This window comes from Bradyrhizobium sp. 2S1, assembly GCF_011516625.5.
GTDB classification, from domain to species: Bacteria; Pseudomonadota; Alphaproteobacteria; order Rhizobiales; family Xanthobacteraceae; genus Bradyrhizobium; species Bradyrhizobium septentrionale.
Genome location: NZ_CP147717.1, coordinates 5,921,428 through 5,943,575, shown reverse-complemented (window position 1 = coordinate 5,943,575; position 22,148 = coordinate 5,921,428). Strand labels below are relative to the sequence as shown.

Below are 22,148 nucleotides of genomic sequence, written 5' to 3'. Positions count from 1 at the left end.
CGCCGAGGGGGGCGCTTGCGCTCCGCTTGTGGGCACCGGCTTCGAGCTTGCGTAGGGACGATCGCAGGCTCGCCGACGCGTAAAATAGTGAGAGGGCTTGGACTGAACATGGCGAACACTCCCAAGAAGGTCAAAGATCCCACCGAAGTCGCGCTTTCTGCCATCCAGGAAGCCCTCAACATCAGCGAACAAAGCGCGGAGAACCGCAGCCCCCTCAACGAAGGCGCCGCGCCGCCGAATCTGCCGCCGCCTGCGCCCGATTTTTCAGCTGCAGCGTTCGATCAGCGTCCGAATGCCGATCGCCCGGCGTTCGAGCCGATCGAGGAGTCGCGCGCCTCGCGGCGCGCCGCCAACGATGATCGCGAGACCATCGGCCAGATGCTGCAGACGCTGCAGGGCGGCCGTTCCGCACACAACGCCTTCACGCTGTTCTTCGTCTGCTCCGGCGCCTGGCTGCTCGGCGGCGCGATCCTCACCATCGCGTTCTGGCCCGCGCTGCAGGCATCGATGGCCCAGGGCACCGGCGTGCTGGTGCTCACCGGCCTCGCCGCGCTGTTCGCCGTGCCGATCCTCCTGTTCTACTATCTCGCCAGCCTCGCCGCGCACGGTCAGCGCATGCAGATGATCGCGCAATCGATGGCGCAGGTCGCAATGCGATTCTCCGAGCCGGAAAACGCCGCCGCCGATTCCATGGTGACGGTCGGTCAGGCGATCCGCCGCGAGGTCGCGGCGATGGGCGACGGCGTCGAGCGCGCGATCGCGCGCGCCGGCGAACTCGAGACGCTGGTTGCCAACGAGGTGGCGGCGCTGGAACGCGCCTATTCCGACAACGAAGTGCGCATCCGCGCGCTGCTGCAGGACATCGCCCACCAGCGCGACAATCTGGTCGGCCAGGCCGAGCAGGTGCGCAGCGCGATCTCCGGCGTGCAGATCGACCTGCGCCACGACATCGCGCTGATCTCGGACGCGATCGCCTCGCGCGTCGACGAGGTCGCCAAGAGCATCACCGGCGCGCTGGAAGAGCGCGGCCAGCACATCACGACGGCGCTGAGCCATGCCGGCGACAACATGATCCTCGCGCTCGGCGAGCGCGGCGGCGACCTGCTCGACCGCCTCGAGGAAGCCAGCGCCGAGACCACCCGCGCGGTGATGGACGCCTCCGAGCGGCTCACCACCAGCCTCAACTTCAAGACCGGCCACGTCCATGACGAGTTCGTCGATCTGGCCGATCGCGTCCACGAGATGCTGAACGAGCGCGTCGACCGCATCACCGGCGAGTTCGAGCAGCGTTCGTCTGCGATCGTCGACGGCATCTCCGACCGCACCGAAGAGGTCCACGATTCCCTGAAGAACTCCGCGGACTCGCTGCTGCTCGAGCTCGAGCTGCGCAGCAACGACCTCGTCAGCAAGATCGACGACGCCGGCAACCGCCTCGCCGGCCAGATCATGACGTCCGGTGACAAAGCGAGCGAGGCGCTCGACGTCACCGTCAATTCGCTGGTCGCCAAGGTGGTGGGCCAGACCGAGACCGCGCACGATTCGCTGTCGCTGCAGATGAGCGCGTTCGACGACCTGGTGAAAAACCACGGCAGCGAGCTCGCCGAGAAATTCGCCCGCGACTCCGGCACGCTCGGCGCGCTGATTACCCGCCACATCTCGGAATTCGACCGCACGGTGAAGACCTTCGGCGGCGATATCGTCGAACGCATGGGCCAGCGCACCCAGGACATCGCCGACAGCCTGAAGACCTATGTCGACACCTTCGACCATCGCGTCACCACGAACAGCGGCGATATCACCGCCTCGCTCGACCAGCGCCTGCTGCAGTTCGAGACCACGCTCGGCAGCCGCGTCACCAATCTCGACGCCTCGCTGAACGACAAGCTGTCGTCGTTCGACTCCTCGCTCGCCAGCAGGATCGGCTCGTTCGACGGCCGCCTGCAATCGCTGGATGACACGATCGACGGCCGCATGAGGACGCTCGAGGTCACCTTCGAGAGCCGCGCCAAGTCGGTCACCGACACCATCGACGGCCATCTCGGCACGCTCGCGACGCAACTCACCGAAGGCGCCACCCAGGCGATCCAGTCGATCGACTCGCGGCTCGGCCTGCTCACCACGACCCTGACCGAGGGCACGGTGCAGGCGATCGCCGCGGTCGACCACCGTATCAACGGCGTCACCGAGACCATCGACAACCACAGCAACCGGCTTGCCGACACCATCAACGGCCACAGCACCCGCCTCGCCGAAACCATCGACGGTCACAGCACTCGCCTCGTCGAGACCATCAGTGGTCACAGCTCGAACCTGACCGACACCATCACCGCGCGCTTCACCGATATCCGGCAGGGCATCGAGAGCCGCGTCGGCGTCATCGCCGGCGACATCGACACCCGCGTCGCGCAGTTCGAGGACCTGCTGGGCTCGCGCGTCGAGGCCGTCGCCGGCCGCATCGAGAGCAGCGGCCGCCAGGCGAGCGAGGACCTGATGTCCCGCGCCGAGCTGCTGTCGTCGAGCATCAAGTCCCATGTCGAGGACGCCGAGCGCTCGCTGACCAACCTCGTGGTCAACACCAGCGAGACGATCCAGACCGGCGCGCGCACCGCGCAGCAGGCGCTGCTCTCCGTGTCTTCAGACGTCGGCAACCAGCTCAAGCAGAGCTCGGCCGAGGTCGAGAGCGTGCTGACCGCCGTCGGCACCAGCGCCGCCAATTCGATCCTCACCAGTGCCCGCGACGCGCAGGTCTCGCTGGTCTCCGCCTCCGGCGACGTCGCCTCCCAGATCAAGGCGCTGTCGGAGGATGTCGAGCGCACGCTGCAGGCCGCCGGCAGCGCCACCGCAGCCTCGGTGCTGTCGGGCGCCCGCGACGCGCAGACCACGCTGGTCTCGGCCTCGGCCGAAGCCGCCAGCCAGGTCAAGTCGCTCGCCGCCGACGTCGAGCAGTCGCTGTCGATGTCCGGCTCGGCCGCCGCCGAAGCGATCATGACCGGTGCGCGCGAGGCCCAGACCACGCTGATCGCGACCTCGACCGACGTCACCGGCCAGGTGAAGTCGCTCGCCAGCGACGTCGAGCGCTCGCTCTCGATGGCGGGTTCCGCGACCGCGGAAGCCGTCGTCGCCTCCGCCCGCGAGGCCCAGAGCACGCTTGCCGGCGCGTCCACCGAAGCCGCCAATTTGGCCCGCACGCTCGCGGCCGACGTGCAGCACTCGCTCTCGACCGCCGGCACCGCGACCGCGGAAGCCGTCGTCGCCTCCGCCCGCGAGGCCCAGAGCACGCTTGCCGGTGCGTCCACCGACGCCACCAATCTGGTCCGCACACTGGCGGCCGACATCGAGCGCTCGCTCTCGATGGCCGGTTCCGCCACCGCGGAAGCCGTCGTCGCCTCCGCCCGCGAGGCCCAGAGCACGCTTGCCGGTGCGTCCACCGAGGCCACCAATCTGGTCCGTACACTGGCGGCCGATATGGAACGCTCGCTGTCGATGGCCGGCTCCGCCACCGCGGAATCGATCACGTCAGGTGCGCGTGAAGCCCAGAGCATGCTGGTCAGCGCATCCGCCGAGTCTGCGACACAGGTGACGGCGCTTGCCGCCGACATCCAGCGCGCGCTGTCGATGGCCGGCAGCGGCACCGCCGAGGCGCTGACTGCCGGTGCCCGCGAGGCGCAGAACACCCTGGTCGCTGCGTCGACAGAAGCCGCCAACCACGTCAAGTCGCTGGCAGTCGATGTCGAGCGTGTGTTGACGTCGGTCGGCACCAACACCGCGCAGTCGATCCTCGGCAGCGCCCGCGATGCCCAGAACTCGTTCGTGGCAACGTCGAGCGAGGCCGCAAGCCAAATCCGCTCGATCTCCGCCGAGATCGAGCGCTCGCTGACCACGGCCGGTGCGGAGACCGCGCAGAGCGTCCTGGGCAGCGCCCGCGAGGCCCAGAGCTCGTTCGCGGCGATCTCCACCGAGGCGGCGACCCAAATCCGCGCGATCTCCGCCGAGATCGAGCGCTCGCTGACCACGGCCGGCGTGGAGACCGCGCAGACCGTGCTGGGCAGCGCCCGCGAGGCGCAGAGCTCGTTTGCGGCGACCTCGGCCGATGCCGCCGCCCAGATCCGCACGCTCTCGACCGATATCGAGCGCGCGCTGGGTGCGGTCACGGCCAAGACCACCGACAACATCCAGACCTCGGCGCAGAACGCGCAGGCCGCGCTGATCAACATGTCCAACGAGGTCTCGACCAAGGTCAAGACGACCTCCGCCGACATCGAGCGCTCGGTGCTGTCTGCTTCCAGCGCGTTCGGCTCGGCGATGACCGGCAAGACCGACGAGATCGTCACCTATGTGCAGCAGCAGACCGAGCGCCTGTCGCAGATCGTCGACGGCCGCCGCGGCTCGCTGGTCGAGGCGCTGACCGCCAAGACCACGCAGCTTGCGACCGACATGGATCGCGCCACTGCGGACGCGCTGAAGGCGATCGAAACCCGCGGCGTCGCCTTCTCGCAGTCGATGTCGGCGCACGGCAGCGATGTCGCGCGCAACATCACCTCGGCCGGCGACCAGGCGACCGGCGCGGTGGCGAAGTCGCTCAAGGAGCTCGAGCAGGCCTCGCGCGCGGCGATCGATCAGTCGCGCCAGGTCTCGATCTCGGCCGTCACCGAGATGCAGGAGACCAGCAAGATCCTGCGCACCGATACGGTCGCGCTGTTCGAGCGGCTGCGCGAGGGCAACATCCTGCTGCAGGAAGTGTTGACCGGCGCCCACGACAACCTCAACTCGCTGGAGCGCGCGCTGGTGACCCGCGTGGCCGACTTCGTGTCCGCCATGAACGACGTCACCTCGCGCAACGGCGTGGCGACCCAGACGCTGGAAGACCAGCTCACGGTGTTCAACAGCAAGACCGGCAAGGCGCTGGAAGATCTCGGCGCGCTGTCGAGCCAGTTCGAGACCCATGGCAAGGCGCTGATCGACGCGGCTGCCGTGGTCGAGCAGGCCAACCGCTCGACGACGGCCTCCGTCAGCGAGCGCAAGTCGGCGCTGGAATCGCTGGTCACCACCATCGACCTGCGCACCACCGATCTCGACCAGCGGCTGTCGCGCTTCACCGGGCTGCTCGATGAATCGCTTGCCGCGGCCGAGGAGCGCGCCCGCGACATCGCACGCGTGGTGGCGGAGACCGCAGGCGCCGGTTCGGCGGCGATCAGCAAGCAGTTCGAGGCGGTGCGCATGGCGGCCGAGAACGAGCGGCAGCAGACCGTCGACGCCATGAACGACCTGTACCAGCAGAGCAACGCCGAGACCGACGCGATGTTCAAGGACTCGACGGAGAAGTTCTCCGCGATGGTCACGGCGATGAAGCAGATGGCGAGCGAGATGCACAACGAGCTCGAGGCCACCCGCAACGAGCTGCGCCGCGGCGTGCTCGAGATGCCGCAGGAGGCCGCCGAGAACACCGCGCAGATGCGCAAGGTGATCGTCGACCAGATCGAGGCGCTGGCCGAGCTGAACCGCATCGTCGCCCATCACGGCCGCGGGCTCGACGTGGTCAGCACCAACCGCGCCAGCGTCCGCCACGAGGAGCCGGTGATGGCTGCCGCCGGCGGCCGCGGCGACGTCCGGATGCGCGACAATGGCAACAGCGCCGCCACGCTGCCGCCGCCCGATCTCGGCATGGCGAGTTCGCGCCGCACCGAGGCCCCGTCGGTCAGCCCGGCAGGCCCCAACAACAACAACAACAACGGCGACGGCTGGCTGTCCGACCTGCTCAACCGCAGCGACGCGCCGCCGCCGGCACAGCCGAGCCGCGACGCCCAGCGCCCGCGCCTGCAGCAGCAGCCGGCCGCCAATCCGCTGGAGTCGCTGTCGCTCGACATCGGCCGGCTGATGGACCGTACGCTTGCCGCCGAGATGTGGGATCGCTACCAGCGCGGCGAGAACAAGGCGTTCAGCAAGCGCCTCTACACGCCGGCCGGCCAGAAGGCGTTCGATGAGGTGGCCCGCAAGTACCGCGCCGACCGCGGCTTCAAGCAGACGGTCGACCGCTACATCGCGGAGTTCGAGCGGCTGCTCGATGAAGTCGCCCGCGAAGGCCGCGGCCAGCAAGAGCTGGCTGGCCACCTGACCTCGGAGACCGGGCTGGTCTACACCCTGCTCGCGCATGCGGCAGGACGGCTGGGGTAAGCCGGCGAATAGCGAGTGGCGAATAGCGAATGAAAAACGGAGACCGAAAGGTCTCCGTTTTTGCTTGGGGCGGCGGCCGCTGAGTCTCGCCGTGGAAAGGCGCTCCGGTGTTAGCCGGCGTCATTGCGAGGAGCGCAAGCGACGAAGCAATCCACGCAACAGCGAGTCGAGAGATGGATTGCTTGTCGCCCGTTAAGAAGCTTCCAGGCGACTGATCTGGAATCGTAATTTGGCTGGAATGACGTTCTGAGATTGCAAGGTTTTGGTGTTTTGTGCATCGGAAGCTTGCAATTTCGTTTTCGAGATTCCCTCGACGGGCGAAGCATGATTCCCTGTCCGCATCGGAGGGCACGATGCGGCCGAAGAAGCACAAAACGACGGGAGCGAACGATTTTTTCCGGGCGCGGCTCGACCAGATCATCAATCTGAAGCACGAGCTGGTCCGGCTCACCGGCAAGATCGATTGGGACTGGATCGACGGCGAGATCGCGCCGCTCTACAGCGAGAACGGCCGGCCGGGGATTGAGACCCGCTTCGTGATCGGGCTGTTGTTGCTCAAGCACATTTACGGGCTGTCCGATGAGGGGGTATGCGAACGCTGGGTCCACGACCCGTATTTCCAGTACTTCACTGGCGAAGAGTTCTTCCAGCACGCATTCCCGCACGAGCGCTCGGACCTGAGCCATTGGCGCAAGCGGCTCGGCGACAGACTGGAACTGCTATTGGCCGAGAGCCTGCGGGTGGCGCACGACGTCGGCGCGTTACGCGGCAAGGACCTTGAGCGGGTCACGGTCGACACCACGGTGCAGCCGAAGGCCATCACCTTTCCGACCGATGCCAAGCTGCTGCATGCGGCGATCCAGGGGCTCAACCGCCTAGCGAGGAAGCACGGAGTGCGGCTGCGGCAATCCTATTCTCGGATCGCCAAGGCCACCGCGATGATGGCGGGACGCTACGCCCATGCCAAACAGTTCAAGCGGCACCAGCGGCAGTTGCGCATCCTGCGCAGCCGCCTGGGCCGGATCATCCGCGACATCCGCCGCAAGATCGAAGGCCAGGATGCGCTCGAAGAGGCGTTCGCACTCCCGTTGAGCCGGGCCACGCAGATCCGCTCGCAGCAGCAGCGCCAGCGCGGCTGGAAGCTGTATTCCTTCCATGCCCCCGAGGTGGAGTGCATCGGCAAGGGCAAGGCCAGCGCGCCTTACGAGTTCGGCGTGAAGGCTTCCATCGTCACCAACAACCGGCCTGCTCCCGGCGGCCAGTTCGTGCTGCACGCCAAGGCGCTGCCCGATAACCCTTACGACGGTCACACCCTGCGGGACGTCATCGACCGAACCGAGACACTCACCGGCTGCGCGATCCAGTGCGCCTTTGTCGACAAGGGATACCGCGGCCATGACGCACAGAACCCGCGCCGCGTCTTCATCTCCGGCCAGAAGCGCGGCGTCTTCGGCACTATCAAGCGCCAGCTGCGGCGCCGCTCCGCTATCGAGCCCGTGATCGGCCATTTGAAGGCTGACGGACACCGCGGCCGCTGCTACCTCAAAGGCCGCGCCGGCGATGCCGCCAACGTCATCCTCTCCGCCGTCGGTTACAACTTCCGCCGCATCCTCGCCTGGCTAAGGGCTCTTTGGTACCTCTTCCTGGCTGCCTTCTTCTCAGTCACCAGCCACCGCACACCACTCAAATCGGCTTCTTAACCGACGACTTGCTTCGCTTCGCTCGCAATGACGTGACAGACTGGAAGGCTACTCGCTACTCGCCATTCGCCGATCACGTCACTGGCGCCGTCGCGGTCCGGGTGCTGCGGCCGGAGCCGGCGCGGGCTCGGGTGCGGCGTTGTTGCTGCCGCCGAAGATCACCCGGCTCGGGTTGCGGTCGAAATTGTTCACGGCGCGGCTGATGTCGGAGAGCGTGCGGCGGCCGTCGGTGATCAGGGCGGTGGAGCGCTTGTCGAGATCCTCGGCGAGTTCGCGGATCGACTTCACCATCAGGTTCAGCTCGCTGCCGCTGTTGCCGCCGGCGATCGCATTGAGGCCCAGCATCAGACTGTCGGCCTTGCCCATCACGCCGTCGACCTTGAGCATGACATTGTCGATCTTCTCGGAATTGCGCGCCAGCGCCTGGGTGAAGACCTCGAGATTCTTCAGCGAATTCTTCACCGACTGCTGATTGTCGGCGACGATGCGGTTGACGTTTTGCAGCGTGGCGCGGATCGCCTCGGTGACGTCCTGCAGCGCATTGGGGTCGGCGGTCAGAACCGGGATGCCGTCCTCATCGAGCGGCACCGGCGGGGCGGCCTCCTCGCCGCCCTTCAGCGAGATCGCGGCGACGCCGGTGAGGCCCTGGAATTCGAGACCGACCAGGGTGTCCTTGCGGAGCGGCGCGTTGTTCTCGATCATCGCCAGCGCGACCACGCGTCGCGGGTTGTCGAGCTTCACTGAAACCACCTCCCCTATCCGGATACCGTTAAAATTGACGTTGCCGCCATTGCGCAGGCCCGACGCCGGCCCTTCGAAGATCACCCGCAAGGGGCTGCGCTGCTTGGTGGTGTGCAGGCTCTGGAACCACAGCACGAAGCCGAACGCGGCGGCAATTACCGCCAGCGTGAAAGCCCCGATCAAGACGTAGTTCGCCCGCGTTTCCATCAATCACTCCTGAGCTCTCGCGCAGTCAGCCTGCGCTCGAGCCCGTCGAATTCCCTGTTGGCGCATGATCTCGTCCGAAAACCGGTCTCCTCGCTTCGGGATCATGGGCTAGGCCACAACGGCACGGGCGCGCTTGCCGTTGAAATATTGCTGCAGCCATGGATGCTGCGATGCCTTCATGTCGGCGATCGATCCTGCAGCAATGATCTTACCGTTCCCTAACACGGCGATACGGTCGCACGCGGTGTAAAGACTGTCGAGATCGTGGGTTACCATGAAAACGGTCAGCCCCAAAGTACGCTGCAGGGTGCGCACCAGCTCGTCGAAATCGCCGGCGCCGATCGGATCGAGGCCCGACGTGGGCTCGTCGAGAAACACCAGTTCAGGATCGAGCGCGAGTGCGCGCGCCAGCGCGACGCGCTTGATCATGCCGCCGGACAGCTCCGACGGATAGCGATCGGCGACCTCGGGCTTCAGCCCAACCATCACCAGTTTCGCCACCATGATCTCGTCGAGCAGCCGCTGCGAGACGCGCAGATATTCGCGCGCCGGAAACTGGATGTTCTGGCGCACCGTAAGCGAAGAGAACAGCGCGCCTTGCTGGAACAAGATGCCCCAGCGCCGCTCGACGGCTCGGCGCTGCGCCGAACTCGCGGCATCGAGATCGACGCCGAACACTTCGATGCGGCCGGAGACCTTTGGCACCAGGCCAATGATGGTGCGCGTCAGCACCGATTTGCCGGCGCCCGACGGACCGACGAAGCCGAGGATCTCGCCGCGCTTGACGTCGAGGTCGAGGCCGTCGAGCACGCGCGTCTTGCCGAACTGCACCGTGATGTCGCGGACCCGGATGATGGCGTCGTCGTCCTGCTCGGCCATGATCACATCCCGATCGAGGCGAAGAAGATCGCGAACACGCCGTCCATCACGATCACGAAGAAGATCCCTTTCACCACCGAGGCGGTGGTGTGCTGACCGAGCGACTCCGCCGAGCCCTGCACCGCCAGCCCCTCGACGCAGGCGACGATGCCGATCACCGCCGCCATCACCGGCGCCTTGACCATGCCGACGATGAAATGGTCGATCGATATGGCATCACGAAGGCGGAGCAGGAAGGCTTCCGGATCGACGCCGCCATAGAGCCAGGCCACCAGGCCGCCGCCATAGAGCGCGGCCATCGCGCCGAGAAAGGCCAGGATCGGCAGTGCCAGCACCAGCGCCAGCATGCGCGGCAGGATCAAGACCTCGATCGGATCAAAGCCCATGGTGCGCAGCGCGTCGATCTCCTCGCGCATCTTCATCGAGCCGAGCTCGGCGGTATAGGCCGAGCCGGAGCGGCCTGCGACCATGATCGCGACCAGCAGCACGCCGATCTCGCGCAGCACCAGCACGCCCAGCATGTCGACGACGAAGATGTCGGCGCCGAACCTGCGGAAATGGAAGATGCCCTGCTGCGAGATGATGCAGCCGATCAGGAAGGTGATCAGCACCACAATCGGCACCGCGCGCCAGCACACCTGCTCGAGGTGATGCACGGTCGAGGTCAGGCGGAAGCTGCGCGGATGGATCAGCACATTGCCGGCTGCGGCAATCACCGCACCGAGCATGTCGATGAGGCCGATGATGGTACCGCCGATGCCGGCCACGGTGCGCCCGATCTGCTCGAGCATGCCTGATATCGAGAGCGGGTCGCTCACGACCTTGGGCGCTGCGCCGACGCGGCGGACCTCGTCGACCAGGCTGGAATAGTTGGCGGAGAGGCCCGCGATCTCGGCTTCGGCGCTGGCGTTGCTGAGGCTGCGGCGCAGCCGCTCGATCAGCCAGGCGCCGAACGTGTCGAGGCTCGCGACCTGCGACACGTCGATGAAGATGTGCGGGCGGCTGCCGCGCAGCTTCTCGGCGTCGGAGACGATCCGCTCGAGCGCAGGGGCAAAGCGGGCGGTCCAGTTGCCCGCCGCGCACAACGCCAGTCCTTCGCCTTGGGCTATCCGCTCCAGTGTCGGGTCGCCGCTCACCTTTTGCCTACCCCTTGAAGCCGGCTGGCCGCCGCTCACGCAGATCTCCGGCGGCTTGCCGGATCGGCTTGTCGAATCTGCCACTAACCAGCCATAGTTGGTTGCGCGTCGCAAGCTACGGTTCAGGAAATAGTAGACTTTAAAATGACTTCCACCCCATCCCGAGCTATTTCCCTTAACGTGGGGATCGAGCGCTGGCCGATCGCCGGGACGTTTACGATCAGCCGCGGCGCCAAGACCGAGGCCGTCGTCGTGGTGGCCGAGGTGAGCCAGGGCGGCGTCATTGGCCGCGGCGAATGCGTGCCCTACCCGCGCTATGGCGAAACGCCTGAGGCGACGCTGCAAGCGATCCAGGCGATGCAGGAACCGCTCGCCGGCGGTATCGACCGGATTGCCCTGCAGGCCCGGATGCCATCAGGCGCTGCCCGCAATGCGCTGGATTGCGCGCTGGCGGACCTCGAGGCCAGGCTCAGCGGTCAGCGCATCTGGAACCTGCTCGGACGGCCGGCGCCGGAGCCCCGCACCACCGCCTATACGATCTCGCTCGGAACGCCGGAGGCGATGGCGGAAGCCACTGCCAAGGCCGCACACCGTGCGCTGCTCAAGATCAAGCTCGGCGGCGAAGGCGACGGCGCACGGATCGCCGCCGTGCGCAAAGCGGCGCCGGCATCCGAACTGATCGTCGACGCCAATGAAGCCTGGACCGACGATAACCTCGCCGCCAACCTCGCGGCCTGCGCCGATGCCGGCGTCACGCTGATCGAGCAGCCGCTGCCAGCGGGCAAGGACGAATCGCTGGCGCGGATCAAGCGCCCGGTTGCGGTCTGCGCCGACGAAAGCGTACATGACCGCGCTTCGCTTGCGGGCCTGCGCGGCCGCTATGACGCCGTCAACATCAAGCTCGACAAGACCGGCGGGCTGACCGAGGCGCTCGCGATGGCGGATGCCGCGAGCGCGCTCGGCTTCGAGATCATGATCGGCTGCATGGTCGCGACCTCGCTTGCGATGGCACCGGCGATGCTGATCGCGCAAGCCGCGCGCTTCGTCGATCTCGATGGCCCGCTGCTGCTGGCGAAGGACCGCGACAACGGGCTGCGCTACGAGGGCAGCCTGGTCTACCCGCCGGACGCCGCGCTCTGGGGCTAGAGCATGATCCGGAAAAGTGTGTAGCGGTTTTCCGAAAAGACCATGCTCAAATCAAAGAGCTAGTACCCAGAATCAGAGCTGAGTGATACGGCGGCCTTTGAAACGGCGTTGACGGACCTTTTTCTTGGTCCAGACGAAGGGCTCGGCTCTGTCGTTGTATGCGTTGACGTAGGCATCGATGTGCTCCTGAAGCTGCGTGAGGCTTGTGAAGGAGGTGCCGCTGAGCGACTGCCCCTGCAAGATCGAAAACCATACCTCGACCTGATTGAGCCAAGACGCACTTGTCGGCGTGAAATGAAATTGCACGTTGGGGTGGGCCTTGAGCCAATGCTCGTTCTTCTTGTGGGTGTTGAGGTTGTCGAGGATGACGTGAAGCTTCCGGTTCGGAAAAGCCGCGGTGACGCTGTTCATGAAGTCGAGAAACTCGACGCGGCGTCGGCGTTTTGAATGCGCCGCGATGATCTTTCCGGTGGCGACTTCGAGCGCCGCAAACAATGTTGTGGTGCCATGCCGCTTGTAATCGTGGCTCTGGCCGGTCAAGGCGCGGCCATTGGGCAACTTCAGATAACCCTGCGCTCGCTCCAAAGCCTGGATCGAGGGCTTCTCGTCCACGCACAGCACAATGGCCTTCGCGGGCGGGGCGACATAGAGGCCGACAACATCGGCGGCTTTGGCCGTAAAGTTCGGGTCGTTGCTCTCACACCAGGACTTACGAGCCGCGAGGTCAATCTTGTGGCTGCGCAGGAACCGCCAGACATATTGGACGTCAACATCGCCCAGCGCCCCGGCCAGCAGGGGCCCGGTCCAGCGTGCGAACCCGTCCGGCGGCGGCTTGTCCAGCAGCTTCAGAATCCGCTTGTCGGTGGCCTTCGTATAGATTGGCTGCTTGCCCGGTCGCGGCTTGTCTTGCAGCCCTTCAAGGCCTTGGTCGGCATAGCGATGCCGCCAAAGGCTGACAATCCGCGGCTGGACCCCAACTTCCTTGGCGATCGACCGAGTGCTGCGTCCATCCGCCGCCAACAGAACTATCCGCGCCCGCTTCAAATCGCGCTGCAACGTCACCGGGGAGCGGCAACACGCCTCAAGCACCTTGCGATCTTTCCTCGAAAGGTGGACTTCTCTTGCTTCGGGTATCATCCCGACCTTGAATCACGACTCACGCTTTAAGAACAGTAGGTACTAGCCCGTCTTATTCGTCAGAGTGCGCCTGAGAGGCTGGCGAGCGTGGTGTAAAGCGCTGATGCGGCGTAGGATTCGGTTGCAAAGCCAACCCCATCACCTCAACCGCGAACGCCAGGCCCGCCATGACCGACGATACGATTCTGCCCTTCTCGTTTCCAGCCGTTCACGCCAAGAAAGTCACAGCTGCCTTCGATGGCGGTCGGCTGACCTCGAACGGGGGCGTGATGCTTCTGGCGATGGCCGAGCGGCATCTCGGCTTGGCCGACAATTTGGCCCGGGTGTTCCCGGATCGGCGCGATCCGACGCGGGTCGTGCACAGCCTTGTCGATATGTTCCGCGCGCGCATGTTCGCGATCTGCTGCGGCTACGAGGACGCCGACGACCTCGATCATCTGCGGTCCGATCCCGCATTCAAGCTGGCCTGCGGACGGCTGCCGGACACGGGTCGCGATCTGTGTTCCCAACCGACGCTGTCGCGGCTGGAGAATGCTCCGCGCCTGCGCGACGTGATCCGACTGACCTACACTTTGGTCGACGCATGGATGGATAGCTACCCGCGCGAGCCGGCATCCGTCACGCTCGACATCGATGATACCTGCGATGTCGTCCACGGCCATCAGCAGCTCTCGCTGTTCAACGCTCATTATGACGAACGCTGCTTCCTGCCGATCCACGTCTACGACACGGAGAAGAGCCGGCCCGTGGCGGTCGTGCTGCGGCCCGGCAAGACGCCGGGCGGCGTCGAGGTGCGTGCCCATCTGCGCCGCCTGATACGGCATATCCGGACGCGGTGGCACAACACGCGAATCACGTTCCGTGGCGACGGGCACTATGCCCGGCCGGAGGCCATGGCGTGGTGCGAGACCAACGGCATCGACTACATCTTCGGTCTGTCCGGCACCAAGCCGCTCGCCAGAAAACTCGACGAGGCCGCCGACGACATCCGCACGCGACGCGCCATCGAGAACCTGCCGGTTCTGCGTGGCTATACCGAGACGCGCCACAAGGCCAAGTCCTGGGATCGCGAACGGCGTACCGTCGCCCGTATTGAGGCGACGATGCTCGGCCTCGACATCCGTTTCGTCGTCACCAGCCTCGATGTCGGCTCGGCCGAGTGGATCTACGACAGCCTGTATTGCGCGCGCGGCCAAGCCGAGAATCTGATCAAGCTGCATAAGACACAGCTCGCCTCCGATCGCACCAGCTGCCGTTCGGCGCTCGCCAATCAAGTCCGCCTCGTTCTCCACACCGCCGCTTATTGGCTGATGCTGACCGTGCGCGACGCGATTCCCAAAGCCCGGGAATTGGCCACAGCCGAGTTCGCGACGCTGCGTCTTCGTCTCTTGAAACTCGCTGCCCGTGTCGTCGAGACCACGAGCCGCATTCGCCTTGCGTTTGCCGCGGCATGTCCCGAAGCCGACCTGATCCGCGGCTTGCCAGGCGCGCTGCTGCCGCTCGGTCCTTGACCGGCGGGGCGTCCGCCCCCCGTTCGCCCAACCTACACCTCAAGCGCGTTGCAAAGTACGGGTCGGTCAGGCGGTGAAAAGCCGAAGGCAATCCCGCGCGCCTCGTCAGAGCAGATGTGCGGCCACATCAATCGGACTAAAAAAAGCACTCTCACGAATAGGACGGGCTAGGAGCCCGTCCAGATATGTTTTCGTGACGGGCATTTGTTGTAGAGTAGCAGGCTCAGGCTGCGTTTGCGAGGTTGAACAGCTTGAGGAGGTTATGGACGGTGCAGATCATTGTCCACTCGGCGCGCACTTTCTCGATGCCCCGCAACAGGAACTGGCGGAAGCCTCTTGCCTGTTTGATCTGCCCGAACACCGGCTCCACCACTTGCTTTCGCAATCGGTAGGGTGTTTCGAAGCCGCCATCGTCGATCTTCTTTCGCATGGCCTGTGTCAGCGGGCCGCCGACTTTTCCGTTCGCTACTGTCGGGTGCTTGGCGCGTCCGGGCGCGACATAGCCATCGATGCTGCGTGTGTCGAGCGCTTCGAGATTGGCTTCGCTGCAGTAGCCGGAATCCGCTGAGGCCTGCCGCGGCTTGCGGCCAAGATTGCTCTCGATGGCCTCGATCAGGGGCACCAACTGGCCCTGATCGCTGCCGTGCTGGGTCAGTTCTTGCGCGACAATGATCTGGGCATGTGCATCGACGGCCGCCTGGGCATTATAGGCCTGAACGAAGCCATCCTTCGACTTCATGATGCGGCTTTCCGGATCGGTGAAGTTGCGTTGCGCCTTGGGATTGGGTTCCTCCGATGGCAGCGCCGCCGGTTTGCCCGGCTTCTTGCGGCCTTCGGCCTGGCGCTGCTGTTCCTTTTCGGCCTCGATGCGGCGCTCTTCCTCCGCCGCCAGTTTGGCGTCCGCTTCCAGCGCCGCCATCGCTTGCTGGATCTTCGCCAGCCGTTTCTGCTTGTCGACGGTCCAGTCCGGCAGTTCGTCGCTGTTGCCGAAAGTCTCATCCTCCGAGGCATCCGCCGCCTCGGCGGCCGCCAGCATGCGAGCGACCTCGGCCTTCAATTCCGCCTCGCGCTTCTTCATGCGCTCATAACTCATCGCCTTGTGTTTCGACGCGTTCGCCTTGATCTTCGTACCATCCAGCGCGACATGACCGAGCTTGACCAGCCCGGCCGTCTCGCACAACTTCAGAACCTGCACGAATAGCGCGCCGAGCGCCTTCAAATGTCGCTTGCGAAAGTCGCTGATCGTCCGAAAATCCGGCGCATCCAGCGCCACGATCATCACAAAATCGTTCCGCTCCCGGCAGGCCTTGGCAATCCGACGCGACGAATACAGCCCACTCGCATAGCTATGCAGCAGCAGCGCCACCATCATCCGCGGATCAAACGGCGGCTGCCCAAGCCCGCTCACATAGCTGCCCATGATCTCCCTGAGATCGAGGCTCTCCCGCACCAGATCAACCATAAACCGCGAGACATGGCCTTTCGGCACGAAGTCCTGCACATTCGGCGGCAGAAGCAGCGTCTGATCGATGTTCCAAGGCCGAAAATACTTGCTCATCGCCCAATGTTGAATCAGACCCGACCAGATTTGAACAGCGACTATCCAGACAAGCTCCTAGTCCTACTGCGTCACAAACGATGATCTGTCTAGTGGTCGAACTTGATCGCACAACAAGGACATCTCGACAGCGTTCGGACGAGCCCATGTTCGAGGCGCCGTCGCATCGTCGCGATCGAATTTGGAATGTGACGTTGGGTCCGCAGCGGCAAATCCGCGGGGTCTGTAATCTGCGGGAATGCGATCGAGCAGGATCGGCCGGGCGTGCCGAGTGCCTGAGGGGGGAATCGTCTCCCGCTCGGAGATCAGGAATCCGTAGGCTGCGATGCACATTGTTGCGTGATGATGAAAGCCGCGCCAGCCGCGTCCCTCGAAGTGGCCGAGCCCGACCTCCTGCTTGAGTTCCTGATAGTCGCGTTCGATGCGCCAGCGCAATTTAGCCGTCTCAACGAGAGTCCGGAATGCCACATCCTCCGGCAATGTCGAGAGCCAGTATTTGGTAGGCTGGTCCTCGCCTTTTGGCCATTCGATCAGCAACCATTCCTCCAATCGCCGGGTGGTTTGCCAATAATCACGATGCGCGGCACGGACCCGCACGCGGGCAAAGCGCGAGGTCAGCTTTTCGTTCGTTCCTTGCCGCCACGTGATGGTGCGCCAAGCTTTGGCCGGCAGGCCGATCGCGAGCGCCTTGACGGCGGCCGGCTGATGCTGACGGTTGCGGCGCATCAGTTTCGGTGGACGGCCGCGGCCCGACCATGGCTTCGGCGGCAAGGGACCGGTACCGGGCGCCCATACCGTTGTGCTCGACAGAAGACCCGCCACATAGGTCAATCCCAGCGCCGTGATCTCCGTGCGCAGGTCGCTGTTATTGCCATAGCCCGCGTCCATCAGTACGACACCGCGTGGAAGGCCGCTCGCGCAGGCCCACCGCAACTGCTCCAGCGCGATCTCCGGCTTGGTCCGGAAGCCAACTTCGGCAGGAATGCCCACCTTGCGCCGCCGATCGCAGTCCTCAGTCCATTCCTTCGGAAGATAAAGGCGATAAGCGACAGGCAGGCTGGCGTGGTGGTTGGCAATCGACAGTGACACCGCCACCTGACAATTATCCTGCTTGCCGAGCTGCCCGCAATATTGCCGTGCAACTCCAACTGAATGTCGGCCCTGCTTGGGAAATCCGGTATCGTCGATGATCCAGGCTTCGATGGGGCCCTGGCGTTCAATCGCCGGCAGGACCATCTCACGTACCTTGCCCAGCACCTTCTCATCCGACCAGGCGCCGCTGCCGACGAAATGCAGCAGCGATTGATGCTGGGCGGCCGTCCGTTCCGGAGCTGTCACCGCCGCCATCGACTCCACGCTCTTGCGACCGCCACAGGCCATCAGGCCGACGCAATAGTCGCGCAGCGGCGCCTTCCGATCAGCATGACCGATGACACTGGCAAGCCCTTCCAAATACGTCGCAAATCGCTTCTCGCTCGTCTTGGTGCCACGCCCGCTCATGTCGGCCTCTCGACTGATGGTCCGTGCTTCATCCATCGCTGATTCTGGCCGGCGGTTTTGTGACTCAGTCAGACTAGAGCGGGATGACGATTCGAAGAAGAGTCATCCCGCTCTAGGGCCTGTTTGGATTCCGGATTCTCATCCTGGCTTGGTTGTGATTCAAGCTTGGGATGGACCGATTCGTTTTGACTGATGCCCAATGGGCGAAGATGGAGCCGCTTTGTCTTGGCAAGCCGGGTGATCCCGGCCGGAGCGGCAATAACAACCGGCTGTTTGTCGAAGCCGTGCTGTGGATTGCGCGCACGGGCAGTCCGTGGCGCGATCTGCCGCGCGCCTTCGGCAACTGGATAACCGTGTACACGCGCTTCCGCGACTGGGCCAAGGCGGGCGTCTGGAAGCGCATGTTTGATGCGGTCTCGGACGAGCCGGACATGGAGTACGTCATGGTTGATGCCACCATCGTCAAAGTCCACCGCCACGGACAGGGCGCAAAAGGGGGACGCAAAACCAGGCGATCGGCCGCTCGAAAGGCGGAATGACCACCAAAATCCTGGCACTGACCGACGCGCTCGGCAATCTCCTGCGTTTCGTGCTGCTGCCAGGACAGCGCTTCGACACGGTCGGCGTCCCGCCGTTGATCGAAGGGCTGACCTTCGATGCGATGATCGCCGACAAGGCGTTCGACAGCAACGCCATCATTGCCGACCTCGACGCACGCGGCGCCAAGGTCGTCATCTCCCAGCACCCGCGGCGCGCAAAACCTCTCGCCATCGACGCGGAAATCTACAAATGGCGACATCTGATCGAAAGTTTCTTCTGCAAGCTCAAGGAATTCAAGCGGATCGCCATGCGAGCCGACAAAACAGATATCAGCTTCGAAGCCATGATCAATCTCACCGCCGCTGTGATAAATTCAAGATGAATCCAAACAGGCCCTAGTGGACTAGTCGCTTCCGCGCGAACCACATCACGAGCCCGCCCAGAGCCGCCATCACAGCCATCATGTCGTAGACGCCGAGCCCGATGCGCGCATAGACCAATCCGCTGACGATCGCAGTCGTGCTCGCGACGATGCCGGCGCAAGCGGTGAGATAACCTTGTGCCCGCGCCATCACGTGAACCGGCACGTGATGCACCGCGGGTCCTGCGCGGTGATCGCCCAGCGCGCCATGGCGCTGGCGGCCGCGATCATCACCAGCACAGCCGACGGCAGCGTGAAGCGCGGCGAGAGCGCAAACAGCACGATCTCGGCGATCACGCCGAGCACCCAGAGACAGGCGATGGTCAGGCCGCTGAACCCGGCCTGCTGCCAGGCGATCGATGCGAAGATGTAATAGGCGCCATGGCTGCCCTGGATCAGCGCCGAGGACACGATGATGGCGAGGAAGGTCGGATTGCGCAGCAGCTTCGGCGCGCCGGCTGCAGGCGCAGTGGCCGCTGCCGGACGGCCGAGCGGTCGCAATGTCAGCCCGACCAGCGCCCCGAGCACGGTCACCGCCGTGATGATCCAGATCAGATCGACCTCCGCGACGTAGCGGAGCAAGAACCCGCTGACGAGCGCGCAGACCGCGAAGGCCGCCGAGCCCCAGAGCCGCAGCGGCCCGTAGCTGAGACCGAATTGCCTGACGCCGCGCAGCGCATAGGCGTCGGTCAGCGGCACCATCGGCGTCCAGACGCAGCAGGTCAGCGCATAGACCGCGAGCAGCACGAACGGCTGATGCTGGGTGCCGATCACGGCAAAGCCGCACACCGTGGCGAAGCCGGTGGCGATGATCGCGCCGCGCAGCATCTGGCGCCGTTCCGCCACTGCTGTGACCAGCGGCAGCACGGTGAAGCGCGTCACCGGCGGCACCGCCGTGATGATGCCGATCCAGGTGGCATCGATGCCGATCACCTTCAGCCACACCGTGAAAAACGGCAGGTGAACCCCGGTCATGCCGAACAGCGTGGCATAGAATGCCGCAAGGCTGACAGCGAATCGCCGCGATGCAAGCTTTGCTGCAATGGGGATTTGTGATTCGGAAGACATCAATTCAATTGCGATTCGCGCGATATCGTGATGATCGTTAGCGTAACGCGCAGTGATTTGCGCGAAGAGATTGTGATGGCCGAAGAAGCATTCGCCCTGTCGCCGATATCCGCCCGCGCGGCCCTGCCGAGCGAGGAGGACTATGCCGCGATCAGCGCGGCCTTCATGGAGACCTCGCGGGGCCGCTGGTTCCTCGGCGAATATGCCAAGCGCAACCGCAACGCCGACACAAGCATGGTGCTCGATGCGGTGGCGCGGATCGAGGAAAGCCTCAGCGCGCAGCGGCAGGCCGCCGCGGACGCCATCCGGGACGAGCAGCTGGCACAGGCGCTGGCCGCCCTGCGCGGCGCGATCGAGGCCGCGCAGGTCTCCGCCATCACAGCGCTCGACGGCGTCAGCTTCGAGCAAAACCTCGCGCCGGTGCGCAAGGGCGTGCGGGTGATCAGGGAAATCTCCTGGCGGCTGCGCGAGATCGGCAATGACGGCCGGATTTGCGACATCATCGATTCGCAGGCCAGCGCGATCGAGGCCGGCGCCGCTGAGGTTTCGATGGACGACGCCAAGGCCGTGCTGGATGCCGCCTTCGCGGCGCTGGCCCGCCGGCTCGGCGAGTTCGATCCGGACAAGGCGGCGACCCCTGCGGCCGAACCTGATGTGGCCGAGGCTCCGGTTGCGGAACCGCCTGCGGCCGCGCCCTCACCGCCACAGGTGACCGAGAGCGCTGCCGCCGACGCCGCGGTTACCACGCCGCCAGCGCCGCCTCAGGAGGCCGCTGCAACGCCGCCCGCCGAAGCTGCGATGGCCGTCACGCCGCTGCCGAGCGAAGCCTGGATCACGGCCGAGACCGCGCTGGCCGAAGCAGAGGCCGCAGAGCTCGCCCGCGTCGCCAACGAGGCGGCCGCCGACGCCCAGGACGAAGCGATGCTCGATCTCATCGCGATGGAAATGGGCGCGCCCGATCCGATCGACGAAGAGGCGATCGCCGAGGAAATGCGCGCCGCCGAGGAGATGCGCGTCGCCGAGGCGATGGCGGCCGAGCCCGAAATGGCTGAACCCGAAATGGCTGCACCATTGGCTCAGGCCGAGCTCGCGGCGGCGCCCGAGCCGAAGATCGAGGTCAGGGTCGAGCCGCCGCCGGTGGCCGCAGCGCCGGTTGCCGAAGCCCCGGTCGTGGCGCCGCCTCTCCCGCCCGCCGTTGAGGCTGCCGCCGAACCTGCAAGAGAGATCTCGCTTGGCTCGACCATCATCGCCAGCGGTCTCCTGAAAAGGCCAAGCGTCGCGGCCAACGATCCGCTCGCGCCAATCCGCCGCATGAGCCAGGCCGAGAGGATCGCGTTCTTTTCGTAAGCGCGGCGTATTCGCACCTCGTGCGCGAGCATTTTTCTCACATTGGTCATCCGCGAAGCGTGACCCAACTCACGTACCGCCGATGGCCATGGGTAGAGGTCACGGCTTCAGGTGTTGATTCGGGACGTGGTCCACGTTGCAAATCGCGGAATTGGACCGCCGCTAACGATATAGACGCCCGCTGAGATCAGACCGATCGCCCCCCAGTCAAACGGTCCAGGCCATTCGCCGAGGACCGGAATTCCCAATAGCGCCGTGATGGCCGGGCAGAGCGCCGCGAAGGCGGCGCCGCTCGAGGCGCCGAGGATGCTGACGGCTCGTCCATAAAGAAGCAGGGAGATGATCGCGGTGAACACGCCCTGCACCACAGCCTGCAGCGCCACGTCGCCCCACGGTGCTGCCGCAAGTGTTGTTCCAGGCAACAACGTGAAGACAGGCAGATACAGGATCATGGCGCCGACGGCGGATATGGCCGCGGCATGCAATCCATCCAGACGAGCCTTTCGCAGATCGACCGTGTAGCAGGCCCACGCCAGTGCGGCGCAGAGAAACAGCCCGTGACCGACATTCTGCAGCGATCCCAACTCACCGCCGGAGCCCCACGCGATGACGAGCACACCCGGCAGAATGAGGGCGAAGCCGATCTTCTTCACCGTCGTGAACACCTCCTTCAAGAGCGCCGCCGCAAGCAGCGCGACCATCAACGGCATCACACCCGGAAACAGAGCGCCCGCATGCGCTGCCGGAGCGAACAGAAGTCCGGAGTTGGCGAAAAAGACCGGCCCCGCGCCGCCAAGCACAATGGCCGCCAGTCCGAACCAGCCGAGACGATCGAATGCCAGTCCGTTCTTGACCAGGTAGGGCAACAGCAGCATCCCGGCGACGCCGAAGCGCAACGCCGCGATATCCCAGGGTGTGAGGCTGGTCCGAAGGCCAAGGCGCGCCACGACGATCCACCCCGACCAGATGCTGACGGCCGCGAGACCGCAAAGCGCACCGTCGCGTTGGCTCGACATTGCCTGTGGTCACCTTGGACGCCGCAATGGTACATAACCCTTATAACGTGTATTATGGGTTATGATCACA

General features: G+C 65.0%; 12 protein-coding genes and 2 pseudogenes. 6 read left to right on the top strand and 8 right to left on the bottom strand.

Annotation, left to right across the window (positions count from 1 at the left end; all coding sequences use genetic code 11):
- Positions 1–108 precede the first annotated feature (108 nt).
- Both HAP54_RS28075 and HAP54_RS28070 read left to right on the top strand, forming a co-directional pair.
- The gene (locus HAP54_RS28075) at positions 109–6,171 is read left to right on the top strand and encodes a negative regulator of septation ring formation (protein WP_166305907.1); all 6,063 of its coding nucleotides are present in this window, start codon (positions 109–111) and stop codon (positions 6,169–6,171) included.
- A 353-nt stretch (positions 6,172–6,524) separates the two neighbouring features.
- Positions 6,525–7,871, top strand: a complete 1,347-nt coding sequence (locus HAP54_RS28070) for an IS5 family transposase (protein WP_166298615.1) — start codon at positions 6,525–6,527, stop codon at positions 7,869–7,871.
- A 78-nt stretch (positions 7,872–7,949) separates the two neighbouring features.
- Here HAP54_RS28070 and HAP54_RS28065 read toward each other — a convergent pair whose 3' ends face one another.
- From HAP54_RS28065 to HAP54_RS28055, 3 genes are all read right to left on the bottom strand, one after another.
- On the bottom strand, positions 7,950–8,819 hold the full coding sequence (locus tag HAP54_RS28065) for an MlaD family protein (protein ID WP_029085341.1): 870 nt from the start codon (positions 8,817–8,819) through the stop codon (positions 7,950–7,952).
- Positions 8,820–8,927: 108 nt separating this feature from the next.
- Positions 8,928–9,698, bottom strand: a complete 771-nt coding sequence (locus HAP54_RS28060; RefSeq protein ID WP_166305904.1) for an ABC transporter ATP-binding protein — start codon at positions 9,696–9,698, stop codon at positions 8,928–8,930.
- Between the two features lie 2 nt (positions 9,699–9,700).
- Positions 9,701–10,834 (bottom strand): MlaE family ABC transporter permease, encoded by a 1,134-nt coding sequence (locus HAP54_RS28055; RefSeq protein WP_166305901.1) that lies wholly within the window; start codon positions 10,832–10,834, stop codon positions 9,701–9,703.
- Between the two features lie 144 nt (positions 10,835–10,978).
- Here HAP54_RS28055 and dgcA point away from each other — a divergent pair, with 144 nt between their 5' ends.
- Positions 10,979–11,980, top strand: a complete 1,002-nt coding sequence (gene dgcA, locus HAP54_RS28050; protein ID WP_166305898.1) for an N-acetyl-D-Glu racemase DgcA — start codon at positions 10,979–10,981, stop codon at positions 11,978–11,980.
- Between the two features lie 72 nt (positions 11,981–12,052).
- On the opposite strand, the gene HAP54_RS28045 is transcribed toward dgcA, so the two are convergent.
- A complete protein-coding gene (locus tag HAP54_RS28045; RefSeq protein WP_166204319.1) occupies positions 12,053–13,117 on the bottom strand; it encodes an IS630 family transposase in 1,065 nt (354 codons plus the stop codon).
- 167 nt (positions 13,118–13,284) lie between these two features.
- Here HAP54_RS28045 and HAP54_RS28040 point away from each other — a divergent pair, with 167 nt between their 5' ends.
- The gene (locus HAP54_RS28040; RefSeq protein ID WP_166305895.1) at positions 13,285–14,628 is read left to right on the top strand and encodes an IS1380-like element ISBdi2 family transposase; all 1,344 of its coding nucleotides are present in this window, start codon (positions 13,285–13,287) and stop codon (positions 14,626–14,628) included.
- Positions 14,629–14,851: 223 nt separating this feature from the next.
- On the opposite strand, the gene HAP54_RS28035 is transcribed toward HAP54_RS28040, so the two are convergent.
- Positions 14,852–16,186 (bottom strand): IS1182 family transposase, encoded by a 1,335-nt coding sequence (locus HAP54_RS28035; protein WP_166202952.1) that lies wholly within the window; start codon positions 16,184–16,186, stop codon positions 14,852–14,854.
- Between the two features lie 63 nt (positions 16,187–16,249).
- Complete coding sequence (locus HAP54_RS28030) at positions 16,250–17,686, bottom strand: IS701 family transposase (protein ID WP_166306603.1); 1,437 nt, start codon at positions 17,684–17,686, stop codon at positions 16,250–16,252.
- Positions 17,687–17,856: 170 nt separating this feature from the next.
- Here HAP54_RS28030 and HAP54_RS28025 point away from each other — a divergent pair.
- Positions 17,857–18,608: pseudogene (locus tag HAP54_RS28025) on the top strand (IS5 family transposase).
- Positions 18,609–18,621: 13 nt separating this feature from the next.
- Here the strand turns inward: HAP54_RS28025 and HAP54_RS28020 are convergent.
- Positions 18,622–19,715, bottom strand: a pseudogene (locus HAP54_RS28020) (MFS transporter).
- A 234-nt stretch (positions 19,716–19,949) separates the two neighbouring features.
- Between HAP54_RS28020 and HAP54_RS28015 the strand changes: the two are divergent.
- Positions 19,950–21,062, top strand: coding sequence for a hypothetical protein (locus tag HAP54_RS28015; RefSeq protein ID WP_312022808.1), 1,113 nt, complete (start codon positions 19,950–19,952; stop codon positions 21,060–21,062).
- Between the two features lie 107 nt (positions 21,063–21,169).
- On the opposite strand, the gene HAP54_RS28010 is transcribed toward HAP54_RS28015, so the two are convergent.
- On the bottom strand, positions 21,170–22,078 hold the full coding sequence (locus HAP54_RS28010; protein ID WP_166305889.1) for a DMT family transporter: 909 nt from the start codon (positions 22,076–22,078) through the stop codon (positions 21,170–21,172).
- Between the last annotated feature and the right edge of the window lie 70 nt (positions 22,079–22,148).